The sequence below is a fragment of the Paenarthrobacter sp. TA1.8 genome, from assembly GCF_048595705.1.
GTDB classification, from domain to species: Bacteria; Actinomycetota; Actinomycetes; order Actinomycetales; family Micrococcaceae; genus Arthrobacter; species Arthrobacter nitroguajacolicus.
Genome location: NZ_CP184287.1, coordinates 3,244,415 through 3,263,584, shown reverse-complemented (window position 1 = coordinate 3,263,584; position 19,170 = coordinate 3,244,415). Strand labels below are relative to the sequence as shown.

14 protein-coding genes are annotated in these 19,170 nt (G+C 59.2%); 9 read left to right on the top strand and 5 right to left on the bottom strand.

Annotated elements, in window-relative coordinates; all coding sequences use genetic code 11:
- The first annotated feature begins 8 nt into the window (after nucleotides 1-8).
- Nucleotides 9-1,478, top strand: coding sequence for a sensor histidine kinase (locus ACNAOT_RS15165; RefSeq protein WP_420178457.1), 1,470 nt, complete (start codon nucleotides 9-11; stop codon nucleotides 1,476-1,478).
- A gap of 89 nt (nucleotides 1,479-1,567) precedes the next feature.
- Here the strand turns inward: ACNAOT_RS15165 and ACNAOT_RS15160 are convergent, their stop codons facing one another.
- Nucleotides 1,568-1,816, bottom strand: coding sequence for a WhiB family transcriptional regulator (locus ACNAOT_RS15160; RefSeq protein ID WP_015937605.1), 249 nt, complete (start codon nucleotides 1,814-1,816; stop codon nucleotides 1,568-1,570).
- A gap of 238 nt (nucleotides 1,817-2,054) precedes the next feature.
- On the opposite strand from ACNAOT_RS15160, the gene ACNAOT_RS15155 reads away from it, so the two are divergent.
- Nucleotides 2,055-2,555 carry a hypothetical protein gene (locus ACNAOT_RS15155; RefSeq protein ID WP_420178456.1) on the top strand — a complete coding sequence of 167 codons (501 nt, stop codon included), beginning with the start codon at nucleotides 2,055-2,057 and terminating at the stop codon, nucleotides 2,553-2,555.
- Between the two features lie 50 nt (nucleotides 2,556-2,605).
- On the opposite strand, the gene ACNAOT_RS15150 is transcribed toward ACNAOT_RS15155, so the two are convergent.
- Nucleotides 2,606-6,814, bottom strand: coding sequence for an FtsK/SpoIIIE domain-containing protein (locus tag ACNAOT_RS15150; RefSeq protein WP_420178455.1), 4,209 nt, complete (start codon nucleotides 6,812-6,814; stop codon nucleotides 2,606-2,608).
- 130 nt (nucleotides 6,815-6,944) lie between these two features.
- On the opposite strand from ACNAOT_RS15150, the gene ACNAOT_RS15145 reads away from it, so the two are divergent.
- The 7 genes from ACNAOT_RS15145 to ACNAOT_RS15115 all read left to right on the top strand — a co-directional run bounded on the left by ACNAOT_RS15145 (nucleotide 6,945) and on the right by ACNAOT_RS15115 (nucleotide 14,603).
- A complete protein-coding gene (locus ACNAOT_RS15145) occupies nucleotides 6,945-7,562 on the top strand; it encodes an acyltransferase (protein ID WP_091468551.1) in 618 nt (205 codons plus the stop codon).
- The gene (locus tag ACNAOT_RS15140; RefSeq protein WP_091468547.1) at nucleotides 7,559-8,650 is read left to right on the top strand and encodes a DegT/DnrJ/EryC1/StrS family aminotransferase; all 1,092 of its coding nucleotides are present in this window, start codon (nucleotides 7,559-7,561) and stop codon (nucleotides 8,648-8,650) included. Before ACNAOT_RS15145 ends, ACNAOT_RS15140 begins: the two co-directional genes overlap by 4 nt.
- Nucleotides 8,650-9,636, top strand: a complete 987-nt coding sequence (locus ACNAOT_RS15135) for a Gfo/Idh/MocA family protein (RefSeq protein ID WP_091468545.1) — start codon at nucleotides 8,650-8,652, stop codon at nucleotides 9,634-9,636. Before ACNAOT_RS15140 ends, ACNAOT_RS15135 begins: the two co-directional genes overlap by 1 nt.
- Nucleotides 9,637-9,823: 187 nt before the next feature.
- Entirely contained in the window at nucleotides 9,824-11,008 is a 1,185-nt protein-coding gene (gene glf / locus ACNAOT_RS15130; protein WP_091468543.1) for a UDP-galactopyranose mutase, read from the top strand.
- Entirely contained in the window at nucleotides 11,005-13,011 is a 2,007-nt protein-coding gene (locus ACNAOT_RS15125) for a glycosyltransferase (protein WP_420178454.1), read from the top strand. The genes glf and ACNAOT_RS15125 overlap by 4 nt, the downstream gene beginning before the upstream one ends.
- A 2-nt stretch (nucleotides 13,012-13,013) precedes the next feature.
- On the top strand, nucleotides 13,014-13,871 hold the full coding sequence (locus ACNAOT_RS15120; protein WP_166660296.1) for an ABC transporter permease: 858 nt from the start codon (nucleotides 13,014-13,016) through the stop codon (nucleotides 13,869-13,871).
- Nucleotides 13,872-14,603 carry an ABC transporter ATP-binding protein gene (locus ACNAOT_RS15115; RefSeq protein WP_091468535.1) on the top strand — a complete coding sequence of 244 codons (732 nt, stop codon included), beginning with the start codon at nucleotides 13,872-13,874 and terminating at the stop codon, nucleotides 14,601-14,603.
- A 321-nt stretch (nucleotides 14,604-14,924) separates the two neighbouring features.
- On the opposite strand, the gene ACNAOT_RS15110 is transcribed toward ACNAOT_RS15115, so the two are convergent.
- From ACNAOT_RS15110 to ACNAOT_RS15100, 3 genes are all read right to left on the bottom strand, one after another.
- A complete protein-coding gene (locus tag ACNAOT_RS15110; RefSeq protein ID WP_420178453.1) occupies nucleotides 14,925-17,168 on the bottom strand; it encodes a hypothetical protein in 2,244 nt (747 codons plus the stop codon).
- A 97-nt stretch (nucleotides 17,169-17,265) separates the two neighbouring features.
- The gene (locus ACNAOT_RS15105; protein ID WP_091468530.1) at nucleotides 17,266-18,294 is read right to left on the bottom strand and encodes a lysylphosphatidylglycerol synthase domain-containing protein; all 1,029 of its coding nucleotides are present in this window, start codon (nucleotides 18,292-18,294) and stop codon (nucleotides 17,266-17,268) included.
- On the bottom strand, nucleotides 18,291-19,046 hold the full coding sequence (locus ACNAOT_RS15100; RefSeq protein ID WP_420178452.1) for a glycosyltransferase: 756 nt from the start codon (nucleotides 19,044-19,046) through the stop codon (nucleotides 18,291-18,293). The genes ACNAOT_RS15105 and ACNAOT_RS15100 overlap by 4 nt, the downstream gene beginning before the upstream one ends.
- Nucleotides 19,047-19,170: the final 124 nt, after the last annotated feature.

Here is a 19,170-nt window from a genome sequence, read left to right as displayed (position 1 = left end):
GAGGTGCAGTGGCAATCTTTACAGACCCCATCAGGGAACACGCTGATTTCGGGCCTGGAGATGCCGAATGGCTGCACCTCCTCGTCGGTGACTGGCAGATGGTCGCTGACTTGGCTTTCGCGGACCTCGCTTTGTGGTTCCCGCATCCGGAGTTCGGCTATATTGCCCTCGCCCACGTCCGTCCGTCGACATCGCATACGGTGTTCCATGCGGACTTCGTGGGGGAGGGCATCCGCTCGGATCTCCGCCCGATTGTGGATAAGGCGTGGAACAGTCGCTCTATCGAGCGATCAAGTGAAACAAGCTGGAGCAGCGAGATGGCACTCCGTGTTGAGGCTGTCCCCATGGTGCGCAACGGCAGAACACTCGCTGTCGTGACATCGCATATGGACTTGTCCAGTTCGCGCATGCCATCCAGGCTGGAACTCACGTATCGTCAGTGCGCCTATGATCTCTTGCGGATGGGAACCCTGGGTCTGTGGCCCGACTTCGCATCTCCGACAGGCTCCCGACGTGGCGCCCCCCGAGTGGGCGACGGGCTCATCAGGCTAGACGCGGAAGGCATTGTGCAGTATGCCAGCCCCAATGGCGTGTCTGCCTTCCGTCGACTGGGGGAAGTGGAATCCCTGGAGGGGCGTTCGCTGGCAGAGGTGACTGCCGGCCTTCTGAAGGACCGGCGGATGGTGGACGAGACGCTGCCTTTGGTTGTGACAGGGCGGATGCCTTGGCGCAGCGAGATTGAGTCCAGGGGTGTCAGTCTGTCACTTCGGGCCATTCCACTGCGCGATGAGCAGCAGCGTTTCGGAGCACTTGTCCTTTGCCGTGACGTTTCGGAACTGCGTCGCAGGGAAATGGAACTTGTTACCAAGGACGCCACCATCCGGGAGATCCACCACCGGGTAAAGAACAATCTTCAAACCGTTGCAGCTCTCCTGCGTATGCAATCTCGGCGAATGGTCAGCGACGAAGCCAAGCAGGGTCTGGAACAGGCGATGCGGCGGGTGGCCACGATCGCGCTCGTACACGAGACCCTTTCCCAAGGCCTGACTCAGAGTGTCGACTTTGACGAACTGATTGGGCGGCAATTCAGGCTGTCAGCTGAAGTAGCTTCACCGTCCCAGCAAGTGCGAACAGAACGCTCAGGTTTGTTCGGCGAGTTGCCCAGCGATTTTGCCACCCCACTGGCCTTGGTCATCAACGAACTTGTCACCAACGCCGTTGAGCATGGACTCGAGGGACGCACAGGAACGGTGTGGTTGCTGGCCGATCGGGCAGATGGCGACGGCAACGACGAATTCCTGACGGTGACCATAGCCGACGATGGCGTGGGCCTGCCGGATGGCCAATACGCCGAAGGGCTGGGCCTGCAAATTGTTCGTACACTCGTGACCAGCGAGCTCGGGGGGTCCATTCAGTGGAGCCCGCGCGAAGGCGGGGGGACCGCTGTCGAGATCGTCCTCAACCTCGCTCGGGCGTAGCTCCCAAAGCCAGGCTTCGCGAATCTCACGAGCAGCACTTAACGAAGAAGGCCGCGGACCAAGGGTCCGCGGCCTTCACTGTCCTTGGGCTAGGAAGCGCGGCGTGCGCGTGCAGCGCGACGCTTAAGTGCCCGTCGTTCATCTTCACTCATGCCGCCCCAAACACCTGCGTCTTGTCCGGACTCCAACGCCCACTGAAGGCAGGTGTCTACGACGGGGCAGCGGCGGCAGACGCTTTTGGCTTCCTCGATTTGCAGAAGTGCTGGTCCCGTGTTGCCTACTGGGAAGAAGAGCTCCGGGTCCTTTTCGAGGCAGGCTGCGCGATTACGCCAATCCATGCTGATCAGTCACTCCATTCGTGAGAACTAGAAGGGCCTTTTGTGAAAACATTCACGAGAGGCTCCAAAGGAAAGGGGCCCGCATGGGCCCCCTTGGTCGTCTGAGTCAAGCGTTTCATGTTAACGCCTTGTAAACAAGGGGTGTTAGTGGTCGAAATGCCCGGAATCCGTGAGCGATGCATCACATCAGCCGCCAGTGCCCTCACTGCTAGATGACTATGTCCGGTAGTGTGCCAGTGTGTCAAGACCTCCCGTGAACCCTGCCCAACCCGAGTCCGGCCCGGACGGAAGCGATGATCCTGATGCGTCAGCGAGCCTCGCAGCCAACAGACTTGGTGCTGGTCGCCGTCCCCTGGGAATCGTCATCATCTCAGTGGTTGTAGCGCTTGAAGCCCTCGCCCTCCTCGGGGCAGCTGCTTGGTACGCATTCGAACTGTTGACGGGTGCCCCAGTGCTGACCTTTTGGGGGGCAATCTTCACGCTTGGGCTGCTGCTGGCCTTCTCTGCGTGGCTATTCGCCGTAGGCCACTTCTTGTTCCGCGGCTATAGGTGGACGCGTGCCGCGGCCTTGGTGGCCCAATTGTTTGTTCTCACCATTGGTTTCCCCACCATAACCGGGGGACTGGTGCTGCAGGGAGCGGCGATGCTGATTCCGGCGTTCGCTGCGATTGTTTTTCTTTTTCAGAAGGACGTCGTGGCTTTTGCCTCACGTACTGGGGGAGCTACCGGGGCGCTCTAGCCATCGGCTGCTCCAGACGCACGGCAGCATGGACCGAGCCTGGCACCCGTTCAGTGCCCTTTGGCTTGCGATGGAAAGCTTGTGGCGAGTACGCCTTGAAAGGGCTTTACTTCCGCTCCGCTGATGAGAAAGCCGCGGCCCGGGCGTCCGCCCCGATCGGACTCCAGCCTCACGCCGAGCAGTTCGCCATCGTGGGGTGTTCCAGGGGCTAAAACCAACCCCATACCGGACGCCTGTGCTTCCTTTGCCAGCGGCAGATGATGTAGCAAGGCCGGTCTCGTTGTTGCTGCCAGGACGATGCCACGCACTTTACCGACCAAGCCCGCCAAGGCTTGGCGTCCTTGGGGATCAAGCAAATCGGCGTCGTCCACCAGCAGGATGCTGTTGGAGGCAAGGGTCTTCGCCGCGGCTTGGGCTGCCACCAGGGCCCAGAATGGGCTGGCAGAAGCTATATCCGGCGGGTAAACCCATGGGACCAAAGGATTCATCGCGTGCAGCGATGCCAGGAGCGAGCTCTTTCCGGAGCGAGGACTGCCCAGGATGACGCTGACCCCATGTTCCCGCAGCGGCATGGCTACCGGGAGGGCTTCGTCTCCTCCGACGCCGATCCACAGTGGAGCCAACGCGCTGCTTTCCGCGGTGCAGGCTCGCGCTACGTTGCCGGGGGCCGGGCCTGAACCTGATCCCGACGGCAGTCCTTGTTCCTGGAATTCCGCCACAAGGTCAAGGAATTCCTCACCTCCCAGAAGCTCTGGGAGTGGTCGTACACGGAACGGCGGTTCAGATGGAGCTAGATCACCGAACGGCCAGCGTCCATTGTCCGGAGCCACACGAAACTGAGCGACCGTTGCGTGTTGGCTGGCAAGATTTCCCATGACGACGGCGCGCCCAGGGAGGGATTCCATATCCGGGAGGCGTGGCCAGTGGAACCGCGACTCTTCAGTAGATCCCGAAGGAAAGTAGGCGCGATTCTGTATCGAGGCAAAAAACCGTGAGCTGACGAGTTCCCGCTCGCCCGAGATCAAAACAGTGACGCCGACGGAACAACCGTCCCTGACGATGTCCTGCAGAATTGCTTCTGCATAGCCAAACGGCCCACTCCGGAGCGCTGTGGCCCACGAGCACCACCCGGCCACGATGAGGACCAGGGGTGAATTGGCCGTCCCGGCTTCGCCGGCACTTCGTCGACACTCCATCTCCGCAGCGAGGCGCTTTAAGACCCGCACTGCGAGGTGCAGCTGGTGCAGGCCCACGCTGGCACCGATTCGGCCTCCCTCGATGACATGGCCAAGGATGCCCCTTGCATCCAGGATATAGAGGTCCGGTTGGGGCTTCTGGGTCGCGAGCATCGCGGACGCAGCCCTGAAGCAGTCCCGTATGCCACTCGAGTCGCTGCCGATCATTGCCAGATGTCCGTCTTTGGAAGGTGACCATAGCAGCGGTTCCACAACTTGATGAGTCGGTCTGTCGAGCATCGCCAATGGTCCCACCGCCCACTGTCCTTCCGTCGTGGACTTGGGGCCCGCCACTCCAGGTAGCTCATCATGCCAAAGGATCGTTGAGGGCAGTGGTGGGGCTACTGGACGTTTGGGAACGGGTTTGCAGAGGCGCTGCCATGCCTCGTCGACTGCTGAAACCACCCATTCGGCGCCAGCATCCTGGAGGGAGTCCTGTTTGGCGGACGTATTGGCTGCGGTAGAAAGGGGCTCCAACGCCTGCAAAGCTGACTGCACGGCCGGCAAGGAACTGTTACGCCAGACGCCAGCCGTAGTCATGTTCGGGGAAACCGATAGGGACGCTGTCTGGAATTCTTCGGGGCTGCATGAAGCCTTGGCTAGGTAGGCCCGTCCCGGCGCTCCCACGCTTATAGAGGCAGCAGCCTTCGTATTGATGATGTCCGTGGACTCCGCCTCAGACTGCACCCGCAGGGCAATGCTTGATGTCACGTTCGCCCGGATATCGGCTGACAAGGCTCCTTGGGGCCGCTGGGTAGCCATGACCAAATGAATACCCAGGGAGCGCCCGATGGTGGCGACACGCATGAGCTCGCGGAGAGAGCTCGGGGCTTCGTCAACCAGCATGCGAAACTCATCAATAACCAAGACCAGATACGGGATTTTCGGATCGCTTGCCAACGCTAATCGCCGATATCCGGCGAGATCTGACACGCCGGCCGCAACGAATAGCTCTTCTCGGCGCCGTATCTCCCCACGGAGGGAAACAAGAGCGCGGTCCAAATGGTGCTTGCTCAAGTCCGTCAGCATTCCAACGCAGTGAGGTAGGCCCGCTAGTGGCCGCAACCCCGATCCGCCCTTGAAATCAAAGAACAAGAATGTTGTGCGATCGGGTGAGTCACGCAGTGCAAGCGAAGCTACTAGTGTCCGAAGAAGTTCGGACTTACCGGAACCAGTGGTTCCGGCTACCAACAGATGCGGACCGTCGAGCTTAAAGTCGAAGGTCAACTGCCCGCGGTGGCCTTTGCCCAAGACCGCAGTGAGGCCGTCTTGCTTGGATGACTCTGCCCACCGCCGGAGCACTCTGCGCTGGCCGTAAGGAAGCAAATCAGCGAGCGAACATTCCTCCGGAATCGCGTTGCTGATTCCAAGTCCTTCACCGAAAGCTGTACCCCGCGCCCTACGGCAGAACCTATCGAAAACTTCGGCTGGCACGAGATCCGGGATGAAGTGCCGGCGCTCGCCGTCCGTCTCCAGATAGCCTGTTGTTCCGGATGGCGATATTTCGATGACGCCCCCGGAAAGCTCAAACTGTACGGAGCACCTGATGACCCGCCACGCGGCGGCTTGAGCAGTCTTCAAGAGCTCGGACACGGATTCTTGATCGTGCGGTGGATCATCGAGCATGATGAGCATCCCCTTCAGCGTGCCGTTCGCGCGCTGCAGGGCAGCGAGGACGGTGGCCAGCGTGCTTGTGAGCGTGACCCGGGGTAGGAACCGGGCGCTCAATGGCAACCTTCCTGTCCTGCCAAAAATAATGACGGGCGTCTCCGCCGAGCCCGAAAAGCTGGCTAGTTGCATCAACACGAATCGAAGCATTGCCTCCGTGTGATCCGGGTGGCCGCAGAGTGTCACCACGGAATGTTTGGGATCCAAAGTCATTGCCGCGCTGCCAATGGACGGCGGCCGGAACTGGGGATCGTCGGGAACAAGGCGCATGTTTGCTGCCGCCTGCGTGGTGCCGAGCCGGAGCCACACATCACAGCCCGGACTACTGATCCCGGTCGGCCTTATGGTCCCTGCCGGCGACACCGCAACTGTAGTGACAACGGCGTGGTCCGTGATGGGCTCCATCGTCACCTGTCCCACCTTGGAACCGCGGTGAGCTGCCACAATCAGCTCTGCAGCTGAAGGCGAGCACTGCCGGCGTCGTTCAATGTCTTGCTGCACCGCGCGCGCAACGGCCAGCCTGCGTTCCCGGCGGCCCTTTTGCCCAGCGATCAGCGGGACGAGAAGGGTGATCGCTGAGATGGCTGTAAATCCCAAGTACATCCAGATTCCTGTGGCAACTGCCAGGCCGATACCGGCAACTAATGGCAGCCCGGCAGCCAAGGCCATTGTCAGACGGTTTCCGGCGCGACTGACATGAGGTACTTCGAGTGGTACGTCAACCGAACGACCTGCATCAACTGAAATCTCCGTAAGGGGAGCGCTGCCCGTGACGACGGTGAAGGTGGAGTTCCCACACTGCACCAATGACGATGACGTGATGAATTTTCGATGAACGGGCTGACCATCGACGAGAACCGGGTTCGCGCCCTCGACCGCCTTCAACATCAGCGCCGTGCTGGAAACCTCTAAGAAAGCCTGTTCCCTGGACATCCCTGGATCCGGCAATGAAATATCGAACGGACCCCTGCCAATGCAGTACCTGCCCCGTTGAATCCGGAAGGCGGAGCCTGCGCCGGGGCCTGAATGGGTAAGCAACATTAGGGGCATGGACATGTTCTCCGTGTCTCGATGCGGAGGACCATCCACAATGACAGCGCCAGAAACAAGCGGCGATATTCCCACCGTGAGAGTAGCCAAGAACTGTCCACCCACCGAGAGCACGCCAGTTCCACGCGTTTTGCTGAGAAGTTGCTGTACGTGGGCGCCGGACGTGCCTTCCGGGACGGTGATGCTGAGTTCTTCCGGGCCCTTTGTTCCAGCGGCTCCGGGGGCGCAGACCAATGTGCACTCCAAGGCCATGGGCTCTTCCTCCGCATTTCGTAGGGCATTGAACATCGGATTGACAAGAATCACGCTACGGCCGTCCGAATTTAGGCGCTGCGGCCGTAATGCCCTATGTGGAAAACTCTCGCCAAGGCTCATGCAGACGCCGCCTTGACACCGGGGCATGGTGTCTCAGCTAAGATGAATCACGTTGTCGCGTGTGCTCAATGAGGAAGGACCTTCACCGGTGATAGTGGTTGCGGAGAGCGCCGATGTTTCAGACAAGGCGATTATTGGTGATGGATCAAAGATTTGGCATCTGGCCCAAGTCCGCGAGCAGGCCGAGTTGGGTGTTAATTGCATCGTAGGACGCGGGGCCTATATTGGCACCGGAGTCAAGATGGGGGACAACTGCAAAGTTCAGAATTATGCTCTTGTCTACGAGCCCGCAGTGCTGGAGGCTGGAGTGTTCATCGGCCCGGCCGTAGTACTCACGAACGATACTTACCCCCGGGCGGTCAGCCCGGATGGCGGTCTAAAGAGCGCTCACGACTGGGAGCCGGTTGGCGTCACCATTCGTGAAGGTGCATCAATCGGTGCCCGCGCCGTCTGCGTGGCCCCAGTGACCATCGGACGATGGGCCACAGTAGCTGCAGGAGCTGTTGTGGCTAAAGACGTCCCTGATTTTGCCCTGATGGTCGGAGTGCCGGCCAAACGCCATGGTTGGGTCGGTAAAGCTGGTTTCCCGTTGCAGCGCAGCGGCGAGAACTGGGTATGCCCGGAGACCGGCGCCACATATGTTGAACAGAACGAGACCCTTCGAGAGGTAGAGGCATGAGCCCCGAATTCATTCCCCCCGCCAAGCCCATCATCGGTGATGACGAGCGCAAGGCAGTAGAGGCCGTCCTGGCCTCCGGCCAACTCGCACAGGGTTCGGAGGTTGCGTCCTTTGAGCAGGAGTTCTCTCAGGTGCTCCTCGACGGCCGGGCTGCTGTAGCGGTCAACTCCGGTACTTCCGGCCTGCACCTTGGCCTGTTGGCTGCGGGGATTGGTCCTGGTGACGAGGTCATCGTTCCGTCGTTCACGTTCGCCGCCACGGCCAACTCCGTAGCTTTGACGGGGGCGACGCCCATCTTCGCTGACGTGGACCTGGACCACTACACGCTTGACCCGGCCTCCGTCGAATCAAAAATCACGGACCGTACGGCCGCCATCATGCCGGTGCACCTTTATGGCCACCCGTTCGACGTGGACGGCATCGGCGCAGTCGCATCCAAGCACGGCGTGAAGGTCTTCGAAGATGCAGCCCAAGCGCACGGTGCCGCCGTCAACGGTCGGAAGGTGGGCACGTTCGGTGACTTCGCAATGTTTAGCTTGTACCCCACCAAGAACATGACGTCCGGCGAAGGCGGCATGGTCAGCACCGGTTTGGCCGACGTCGAGCGTCGGCTCCGGTTGCTTCGTAACCAGGGCATGGAGCGCCAGTACGAGAATGAGCTTGTCGGCTTCAATGCCCGAATGACGAACATCCATGCTGCCATTGGCCGCGTGCAGCTGACCAAAATCAACGCTTGGACGAAGACCCGGCAGGAGAACGCGGCCTTCTTCGATGCAAACATCGAAGGCGTTGTCACTCCCAAGGTTTCTGAAGGCTACGAGCACGTATACCACCAGTACACCATTCGCATCGCTGAGGACCGCGACGGCTTCGCCAAGGCGCTGCGTGAGGAATACAACGTGGGCTGTGGCGTGTACTACCCCATCCCGAACCACCGTTTGGCTCCTTTCCAGACTTCTGATGACCTTCCCGTCACGGAGGAAGCTGCGGCCAGCGTCTTGTCGCTGCCTGTACACCCGTCGCTGAGCCAGGACGACCTTGATCGCATCGTAGCTGCGGTCAACGCCATTGCGAAGGCAGGAAGCTAGTGGCAAATCTGCGTGCAGGCCTCATCGGACTGGGGATGATGGGTCGCCACCACGCCCGCGTTATTCGCGAGCTGGAGGGCGTGGACCTCGTTGCCGTCGCTGACTCCTTCGGTGACCCTCACAACGTAGCCAGCGGCCTCGAGGTGTGCAGTTCGGTTGAACAGCTCATCGAACAGGGCATTGACATGGCCGTGGCCGCTGTGCCCACCGTGCTTCATGAGGAAGTGGCACTGCGATTGGCCGAAGCCGGCGTGCACTGCCTGGTGGAAAAGCCCATTGCCAACGATTCCGTTTCGGGCCGCAGGATCGCCGAAGCGTTCGATTCGCGGGGATTGATCGGGGCGGTAGGCCACATCGAGCGCTTCAACCCCTCATTGCAAAGCCTCCGCGAACGGCTCGGCAACGGCGACCTGGGAGAGGTCTACCAGATCTCGACCCGCCGCCAGGGGCCATTCCCTTCCCGCATTGCGGACGTTGGCGTGGTCAAGGACCTGGCAACTCACGACATCGACCTGACTGCATGGCTTGCACAGAGCAATTTCGTGAATGTAGTTGCGCACACCACCTCCCGAAGCGGGCGCGAGCACGAGGACATGGTCACCGCAATTGGCCACCTCAAGAGCGGCGTAGTCACCAACCACATCGTCAACTGGCTGTCCCCCATGAAGGAGCGCACCACGGTTGTTCTGGGTGAGCGCGGTGCATACATCGCGGACACTATCTCGGCGGATCTGACGTTTATTGAAAACGGCACTTTCCAGACAGACTGGGATTCCATAGCCGCATTCCGTGGCGTGTCCGAGGGGTCATCCACACGCTTTGCCCTGGCAAAGCGCGAACCGCTGAAGATGGAACACGAGGCCTTCCGTGATGCTGTACTCGGAAAGTCCATGAACATTGTCACAATGGCGGAGGGGCTTGAGACCCTTCGCGTTGCCGAAGCAGTGCTCGAGTCCGCAGGGACAGGCTCCGTGGTCTCGCTCTAGGCATTGTTCTTTTTGCAGTATTGAACGGGAGGCTGGCTATGGGCCACGCCTCCCGTTCGTTTTTTCCGGAACAAATGCTGCCTTGCTGCCAGGCGCCGCCGAATCGGGGAACGATCGCAACGTCGGGTAGCCTTGACCAGTAGACGTGGGCATCTCTGTGCCCGCACGCCAATACACAGGAGAGTTTGTGAACGCTGATCTCGTCGTCGTCGGCTCGGGTTTCTTTGGCCTGACCATTGCAGAACGCGCCGCTACCGAGTTGGGGCTGAAGGTTGCGGTGCTTGATCGCCGCCACCATATTGGTGGAAACGCCTACAGCGAGAATGAGGCGCAGACCGGAATTGAGGTGCACCGCTACGGTGCCCACCTCTTCCACACCTCGAATGAGCGAGTGTGGGACTACGTGAACAGGTTTACCAAGTTCACGAGCTACCAGCACAAGGTTTACACCAGCCATAAGGGCGAGGTGTACCCAATGCCCATCAACCTGGGTACCATCAACCAGTTCTTCCGTTCGGCTATGAGCCCCACCGAAGCAAAGGCACTCATTGCCGAGCAGGCTGGCGAACTGGCGGGAACAGACCCCCAGAACCTCAACGACAAAGGCATCCAGCTCATCGGCCGTCCTCTTTACGAGGCCTTCATCAAGCACTACACGGGCAAACAGTGGCAGACGGACCCGAAGGACCTGCCGGCTGAAATCATCTCGCGGCTTCCCGTGCGCTACAACTATGACAACCGTTACTTCAACGACACCTACGAAGGTCTCCCGGTGGACGGTTACACGGCTTGGATTGAACGCATGGCGGATCACCCGAACATCGAGGTCGTCTTGAACTCGGACTTCTTCGACGACGGTGAGTACGGCCGGTCTTCTGTCCTCGGACAGGTACCCGTCATCTACACGGGTCCGGTTGACCGCTACTTCGATTACGCAGAAGGCGATCTGTCCTGGCGCACGATCGATCTCGAAGAAGAAGTCCTGCCCATTGAGGACTTCCAGGGCTGTTCGGTTATGAACTACCCGGATGCAGATGCAGCTTTCACGCGCATCCATGAGTTCCGTCACTTCCACCCCGAACGGGACTACACCAAGGACGCCACCGTCATCATGCGCGAGTTCTCGCGTTTTGCTGAGAAGGGGGACGAGCCCTACTACCCCGTCAACACCTCTGATGACCGTCAGAAACTGCTGGCCTACCGCGACCTTGCCAAGGGCGAGAAGTCTGTTCTGTTTGGTGGCCGCCTTGGAACCTACAAGTACCTCGACATGCACATGGCAATTGGTTCCGCCTTGTCCATGTTCGACAACAAGATCAAGCCGCACTTCACCGGTGGCGCCAAGCTTGAAAGTGGGGGAGTAGACGCATGACCGCTACAACAAACGAAAGCCAGGAGATCGCCATGACGGCCACAACTGCCGCTGAAATCCCCGCTTCGACGGAACAGAGCCTGCGGATTGTCCAACGCGTGGTTTTCCCGGCCAACCGTGACCTCGACACGCTGCCCCTGTATGTGGATCCTGACACCAACAAGGTCCACAGGAGCGACAGCAGCGCCGATGTTCAGGCGATTGGCATGGCGAGGAAACTCCACCCGGAGGATATCTTGAACCGCGGCTCCGTTCAGGTGCGCCGGGGTGAGCGTCTTTCATTCGGCTCCTACTTCAACGCCTTCCCTGCAAGTTACTGGCGCAAGTGGACCATTGCCACCAAAACCGTTCTTCACATTGAAACCGAGGGTGAGGGGACGGTCATCGTTTACCGCTCCAACGCTCGTGGCGCATCTCAGCGCGTCGACTCGATCCTGGTTGAGGGCACTTCCGTCAATGATTTCGAACTGACCTTGGCGCCGTTTGGTGACGGCGGCTGGTACTGGTTCGACCTCATCGCGGGCGGCGATGGCATGACGCTGAAAAGCGCTCACTGGGCCGTCCCCGATGAAGGCCGGCCCCAAGGCCGCGTGACGCTGGGCGTAACAACGTTCAATCGCGCCGACTACTGCCTCGAGACCATCAAATCCATTGATGGTGACGCTGGTCTACGGGAAATCCTGGCTGAACTCATCATCGTGGACCAAGGCAACAAGAAAGTTGCCGACGAAGCTGGCTTCGATGCAGTTGCGGAGTCCATGGGCGATCAACTGCGGATCATCAACCAGGGCAACTTGGGCGGTTCGGGCGGTTTTGCCCGAAACATGTATGAGATGGTCGTTTCTGACAAGAGCGATTACGTCATGCTTTTGGACGACGACATCGAGCTGGAAACAGAGGGCGTCATGCGTGCAGTGGCGTTTGCCGACCTCTGCCGGAAGCCGACCATTGTTGGCGGCCACATGTTCGATATGTACAACAAGTCCGTCCTGCACGCCTACTCAGAGGTAGTCAACTTCTACCGCTTCCTCTGGGGTCCTGTGGAAGGACTCGGTAATCACGACTTCTCCACCGCAGGTTTGCGCTCCACTCCGCAACTCCACCGTCGCTGGGACGCAGACTACAACGGCTGGTGGATGTGCCTCATTCCCAAAACCGTTGTGGAAACCATCGGCCTGTCCCTTCCTGTGTTCATCAAGTGGGACGACGCTGAGTACTCCCTTCGCGGCCGCGCAGCGGGCTTCCCCACCGTGACCCTTCCCGGGGCAGCAGTCTGGCACGTCTCCTGGGCTGACAAGGACGATTCGGTGGACTGGCAAGCCTACTATCACGAGCGAAACCGACTTATCGCGACCCTCTTGCACTCCCCGTTCCCCAAGGGCGGACGCATCCTGCGGGAAAGCTTGAACACGGACGTAAAGCACCTGGTGTCAATGCAGTACTACCCGGAGCAGGCCCGTGTCATGGCTCTCCGCGACGTTCTCGCCGGACCAGGCAATTTGCACGAGCAACTGCCGACCATGATGCCGAAACTCCGTGCCATGCGTGAGGAGTTCCCGGACTCGCAGGTCAAGACCGACCCTGCAGCTTTCCCGGAGGTCTTCCTCAAGCGTCCCCCCAAGAAGCCCCAGTCCTACAAGCAGCCAGGTGCTTTGGGCCTGCTTCCCTGGGCGGTTAAGACTGTCCTCAAGCAGACGCTGGCCCCTGTCCGCGATACCGCGAAAGCCAACCCTGAGGCTCATGTGGCCCACCAGGACGGCAAATGGTGGAGCTTGGCGCACTTGGATAGCGCAGTGGTGTCCAATGCCGACGGCACAGGTGCTTCATGGCACTTGCGTAACCCCAGGATGGCCCGTCAATTGGTGGTCGAATCGGCCAAACTCCATGCCCAGCTCTTCTCCAACTGGGAGACCCTCCGGGCTCAGTACCGTGAAGCTCTTCCCGAGATCACCTCCATGGAGTCGTGGCGGGAAACATTCGAAGCTTCGGAGCCCAGCAAGTAGCAATGACGACTTCCACAGATACTTATGCTGTTCCCGGGGTAGGGGCCGGGCTGCTGGACGTTTACCGGCGCCGGTACCTCCTCAAATTGATAGTCCGTAAGGAGCTCCGTGTAAGGTACCGGGGCTCTGTCCTGGGACTTGCCTGGTCCTACGTCAAGCCGTTGGTTCAGTACGTTGTGCTGTTCTTCGCTTTGGGAATTGTCCTGCGCGTCGGGGATCAGATTCCCAACTACGCGTTGTACATGTTCTCCGGCGTCATTGTCATCAACTTTTTCTCCGAAGCGTTTTCGAATGCCACGAGATCCATCGTGTCGAATGCTGCTTTGGTCAAAAAGATCTATCTGCCGAGGGAGCTGTTCCCCGTTGCGTCAGTGTGGGTGGCAGCAGTTCACTTCCTCCCACAACTGGTGGTCTTGTTGGCAGCTGCGCTGCTGAACGGGTGGAAACCAGACATCATGCAGCTTATTGGAGCTGCTTTGGGCTTCGTCATTGTGGCCATTACGGCAACGGGTTTGGGCCTGTTGGCTGGCGCCATCAATGTGTTCTTCCGCGACGCTGAAAACATCGTGGATATGTTGATGATGATCGTGACGTGGACGTCGCCGGTGCTCTATGACTGGACAATGATCCGTCGGCTGGCGCCCCCTTGGGTGTTGGTCATCTATCAGCTCAACCCGATCACAGTCGCTGTCGAATTGTTCCACTGGGCCTTCTGGTTTCCCACTGTTGACCGCCCAGTCGAACTGCCTCCGCACCTCATGTGGACGGGATTGATTGGTCTCGGGATGGCAGCCCTGTTCCTTATCATCGGCCAACTCGTCTTCCGACGACTTGAGGGCCACTTTGCGCAGGAGGTCTAGATGGGCGCCGCAATAATCGTCAAGGGCCTTAAGAAGACGTTCAACCTCCGCCATTCGCACTCCCTCAAGGAGACTCTCGTTTGGTTGGTCAAGGGTCGGAAAGGCGACCTCAGCAGGAAGTTCGATGCTCTCCACGATGTGAGCTTTGAGATTCAGCCGGGGGAGACCGTGGCACTTTTGGGGTTCAACGGCTCGGGAAAGTCCACACTGCTCAAACTGATATCGGGCGTTATCCTGCCCGATAAGGGAACGGTCCGCACAAAGGGTCGCGTAGCTGGGCTCATCGAGGTCGGCGCAGGATTCCACCCGGACTTGTCCGGGCGTGAAAACGTCTTCCTCAATGCCGCCATTCTGGGAATGAGCGAGCAGGAAATCAACGAGAAGTTCGACGAGATCGTTGCGTTCTCTGAGATAGAGCAGTTCATCGACACTGAAGTGAAGTTCTATTCCTCCGGCATGTTTCTGCGGCTGGCTTTCGCCGTAGCGGTCCACACGCAACCGGACATCTTCCTGGTGGATGAGATCCTGGCCGTGGGCGATGAACCATTCCAGAAAAAGTGTTTGGCCAAGATCAAACAACTTTCGGCGGAAGGCCGGACTCTGGTGGTTGTCAGCCACGACCTCGACATGATCTCGCGCATATGCGACAGGGGAGTTGTCCTTGCCTCCGGCACGGTGCAATTCGAAGGCCCCGCCAAGGAAGCTGTAGCTTGGCTGCGGGATAGCAACTAGCCGATACTCCTTATGTGACCACGCTATAGGGTGGATTGAAGGCCACCTCCCATCTTCTCAAAAGATGGGAGGTGGCCTTTGCCGTATCCCGGAGCAGCAATCAGAAGGTCGGAGCAGCATTGGAAGCGTCAGCAGCACACTAGTAGGTGCATCGGAGACGGATAGGCTCTGACGTGCCGGAGGCACCCATTCCATCAGCACACCCCCACCTCCCGTGATGGTTCCAGAGGGCCTTGGAAGGACACAAAAGAAGAGCGTCCTTCCCTGTGAGGGAAGGACGCTCTTCTGAGTCGCAGGTGCCTCTGGGCCCATGCCCAGCGGCTAGACAGAAACCTTTTCAGCCGGCGCCTGGATGACATGCTCTTCCGACTTAGCCCGGCGATGCCGACGAACGTAATGGAAGACAGTGAACACCAATATCCCGAACCACGCGGCTGCTTGAGCAGCAAGGCCCATGGTGAGACCCGGCGTCGTGAAGGTAACGTCCACAGAGCTTGCGCCGGCCGGAACGTCCACCAGTATTACTCCCGCCGGGCCCTGTGTGAGCTTCTGTGGTTCACCGTCGACCGTGACGGTGTAACCGGGCCAAGCGAGACGGGCGAGGGTCAGCTTTCCAGCGCTGCCGTCGCCGGACAGCGTGATGTGTTCGTCGTTGCCGTTCTTGACAGCATCCTGCACGGAGATACCGTCGGAAGCCCAGGAAACGGTGCCAGGATAGGGTAGCGGGTTCTCCCGCTGGAGGATTGTCCTGGTCTCATCCGAGGCCACGATGCTCCAGCCCGGGGCTACGTTCAGTTGGTCCGGGGCGATCAACGTTTTTTGGACGGCTACAGTCTCCACTTGGAGGACATCTGCCAAAGTAACGTCAATTTCACCTGATGCCTGCTTGAACAACTCAGTGTAGGCCAGTGGGCAAGTCTCGCCGCGGTAGTTCATGCACAAGGCGTTCACATAGGTGGTGAAGCTGATCCCGCTGTACCGCCCCATGCTGTTGTTGACGTCTGCATTGAGGATCTGGTTGCCGTACAGAAGGCGGCCCTCAGTGAATTCCTCTCCCGTGATCTTCATGGTGTTGAAGATCTGAATGGTGTTACCCCTGTAACTACTGGTTGAGTCACGGAGCGTGTCTGCATCCACAGGGGAACCGATCCCGGCAACAGCGTTGTTGGGAACGAACTGCCTGGACTGCATTCCAAGCGTAGCGATTGTTCCGACCACCATGACGGCTGCGAGGCCGCGGTAGCCGAATCGCTTCCAGCCAAGGACCGCCAGCCCCACCAGACCCAAAGTCACGCCCAGGGTGAAGACCTGCCATTTGCCGCCCTCAGGCACCATGGACCACGCCCGATAGGTTCCAAAACCAAGGATGGCCACGGTAATGAATAGCCGCTTTTTCCATGACGTGGTCTTCAGGCCCGCTGAGGCCACGACTGCGACGAGGACGATGACTCCGAGGTATACGTACTCGATGAGCCGAATGGGCCAGCGGAAGACAAGCACCTGGGAGGGAGCGAAGGTCAGCAGGAAGTAGATTCCCGTAATGATGTAGATACTGAATATTTGACGCGAGCGGTTCCTGAAACTGCGGAAATCAAGCCACGGAAGCAACGGTAGGACAAACCACGCCAAATAGCTGGAGGGGACGTTGTCTATGGGGGCCCAGAAGTTGTTGATCCGGGGCCTCATGGACGAGGTGCTCATGGTCAGCAGCGAGGACATATCCGGGGAAAGGAAGAGGTCATTAAGGATTTCGCTCTGCTGCCTTACGGTGACGGCCGAGCTGAGGGGCAAGGGGAAGTAGACCAGGACGGCGGTCAAACCCACCAGCGCACCCACGATGACGATGGGAATCAGCCGACGCCAGTGCCTCATGAGCATCAGCTCGACAGCGACTGCCGCGAGAACCAGGATGACGCCAATGGCACCGTAGGGGTTTCCTGCTGTCATCGTGAGGAAACCCAAGAAGAACGGCAGGAACGGTGAGGTGTTGCGACGCGCGTAGCGGCGAACAGACCACCAGAAAACGGTAATCCAAGCGAAAGCCATCAGGCCGCCTGGCCAGCGGGCGGCCTCGTAGAAGAGCGTGAATCCGCTGAAGGGAATGGCTACACCGGCAGCCAGGGCGAGCGGCCTGTTGGAGCCGTAGTCGCGGGCGAGCATGAACGTCCCGAACGCCAGCAACGCGATGAATTGCACGATGATGAAATAGCTGGCCAGAGACAAGTTCTCGAAGTTCGAGACGATAACTGAGTTGACGATGTTGACCGGGTTGAAAATGCCGTAGCCCACCTCGGCCACGATGTTGCCGCCGACCCAGCCGCCTGGTTCCATCAATGGGAATCGACCGGACCGTATCTCCTCGCCCATATGCCGCCACAAGGGGAGGAACGACTGCATCATGTCATCCCAGTAGTAGAACGTGGGGTTGAACAGTCGCGGAATAATGGAGGCAACGGCCGCTATAGCGGCAGTAACAATTCCCCAATGCCAGTCGTGCTGCATGAAGTAGCGCCGCCGAGTGACCGGGGGGCGCTGGGCAGTAGCCCCGGAGGTTCCTGCTGTCATGGTCTTAGCTTGCTCCTTAGCGCGCGGCATAAGTTTGGATATGGGCCAGAAAGACTACCGTGGTAACGGAAAGCCGGAGGGCGTCCGTTACCACCTGCTACTTGGCCTCGGAGGCGGAGTCTACGGAGGTCTTGGAAGCGGATTGTTGCCGCCACCGGAAGTGAACGAAGGCGATACCGACGCACAGCAGATCGGCGATCGTGAACATAATTCGCGAAAGGGCAGCGATTGCCGTCGCGGCACCGGCGCTCATCATTCCGGCCAGGGCAAGGATCAAGATGGCTTCGCGGGCACCTACGCCGGCGGGAAGCAGGAATGCCAGCACTCCGAGCGTCATTCCAAGAGCCAATGCACCAGTCAGTACCAGGAACGTTGCGAGGTCGAGGGTGGCCTCATGACCAACCAGGATCCACAGGTGCAGGCCGAAGCACAGGTACATCAGAACGCCAAGAATGAAGGCCTTCACCATGGTGTTGGCTTGAATTCGTTCGGGGAGCGGTGGCCGGCGGAACACTCGCAGAACGATGTTGACCAGGAACGTCACGACGTTCGGGTTCATCGCCAGGATCACCACCGGGAGTATGACGTAAAGCCACTGCAGATTGGGCTGCCGCTGCACCAGGATTGGAAGAGCTGAAGCTCCAACCACCAATGCTGCGCCAATGGTGATTCCGGTGCTCACCAGGGATGCTACGAAAACCTGTGCGCGCGCAATGCCGTTTTTACGGCCCAGCTCCATCTGAAGCACGAATGCCCACACAGAGCCGGGCAGGTACTTGCCGATCTGGCCGACCAGGTAGATCTGGTTGAGCACCAAACCTTGGGGTTCAATGTCTACTGACCTGAGCAGACTCGCCATGACAACCCGCCACATGTACATCCCGAGGAGAACACCAGGGATGAGCGCCAACAGGGACAGCAGGACCTGCCACCATTGCAGGGCGAAGACAGTGGCTTGGACTTGCGGCCATTGGACTGCAATGAAATACACCGCGGCGGCGAACACGATCACTACCAAGGCTCGCCGGGCGAAGTCGACCAGCTTTGCCTTGGTGCTCTTTGCAGCGGGCTGTTCCGGATTCAGATCGTTGTCATTTGAAGGTGTCTCCGCGATTGAACCCGTCATGAGGCATGCGTTCCCGCGCTTGGCGCCACGGCAAACTCACTCCGACGGCGGCGCATGGCTACCAGCCCTTTGAACATCTTTACGACGTCGGCAGTCCGGATGGTGGTTTCGCCTGGTTCGTCGTCGGGAGCCAGCGTGACGGGCACTTCAACAATCCTGAAACCTTGCTTCTCAGCGGCGTACACAACTTGGGTGCTGAAAAGAAACCCGGGGTCATCGAAGCGGTCAACCATGCTTCGAAGCCAGTCGCCGTCGACGATCAACGTTCCTTGGGAGTCACCAATCTTTGACCCGAGTATTACCTGTCGCAGCGTCTTGAAACCAAAAGTGGTAATGCCGCGAATGACACTGCGCTCGGTGATCGAGTCCTTATGGGCTTTCGAACCGATGACGATGTGTGGTTTGGTTTCCAGCTTCTTGTCTTCGTCGAGATCATCTGTGCCGAACGGCAGATCGTCGGCGGTGAGAAGCACTCTACGGCCGGAGCTGGCTTCGATGCCCCGGCGATATGCATTGCCCATGCCCTTTTGGCTCTGGAGAACCTGGAACGTCACGTTGGGAGTGTCCACCGCATTCTTGAGGGCGACCTCGAGTGTGTTGTCGGAAGAACCGTTCTCCACGATGATGATCTCGGAGGTGCCACTGGTCAAGTAGCCGGAAAGACGGGCCATTGTTGCCGCCAAAATCCGTTCTCCGTTATAGACCGGGATCACAACGGAGAGATCCGGTTGGCCTGCCTGGTCGAAAGTCAAGACTCTCCTCGGTAGTTCGTGCCGACGAATTCTTGAACGCCAGCCGCAGCCCGCAACGCTGTTGTCACGAGTTCCTTGCAAACCCTCAGTCTAGTTCATTGTTGGATACCTTCTGTGGAAGGGA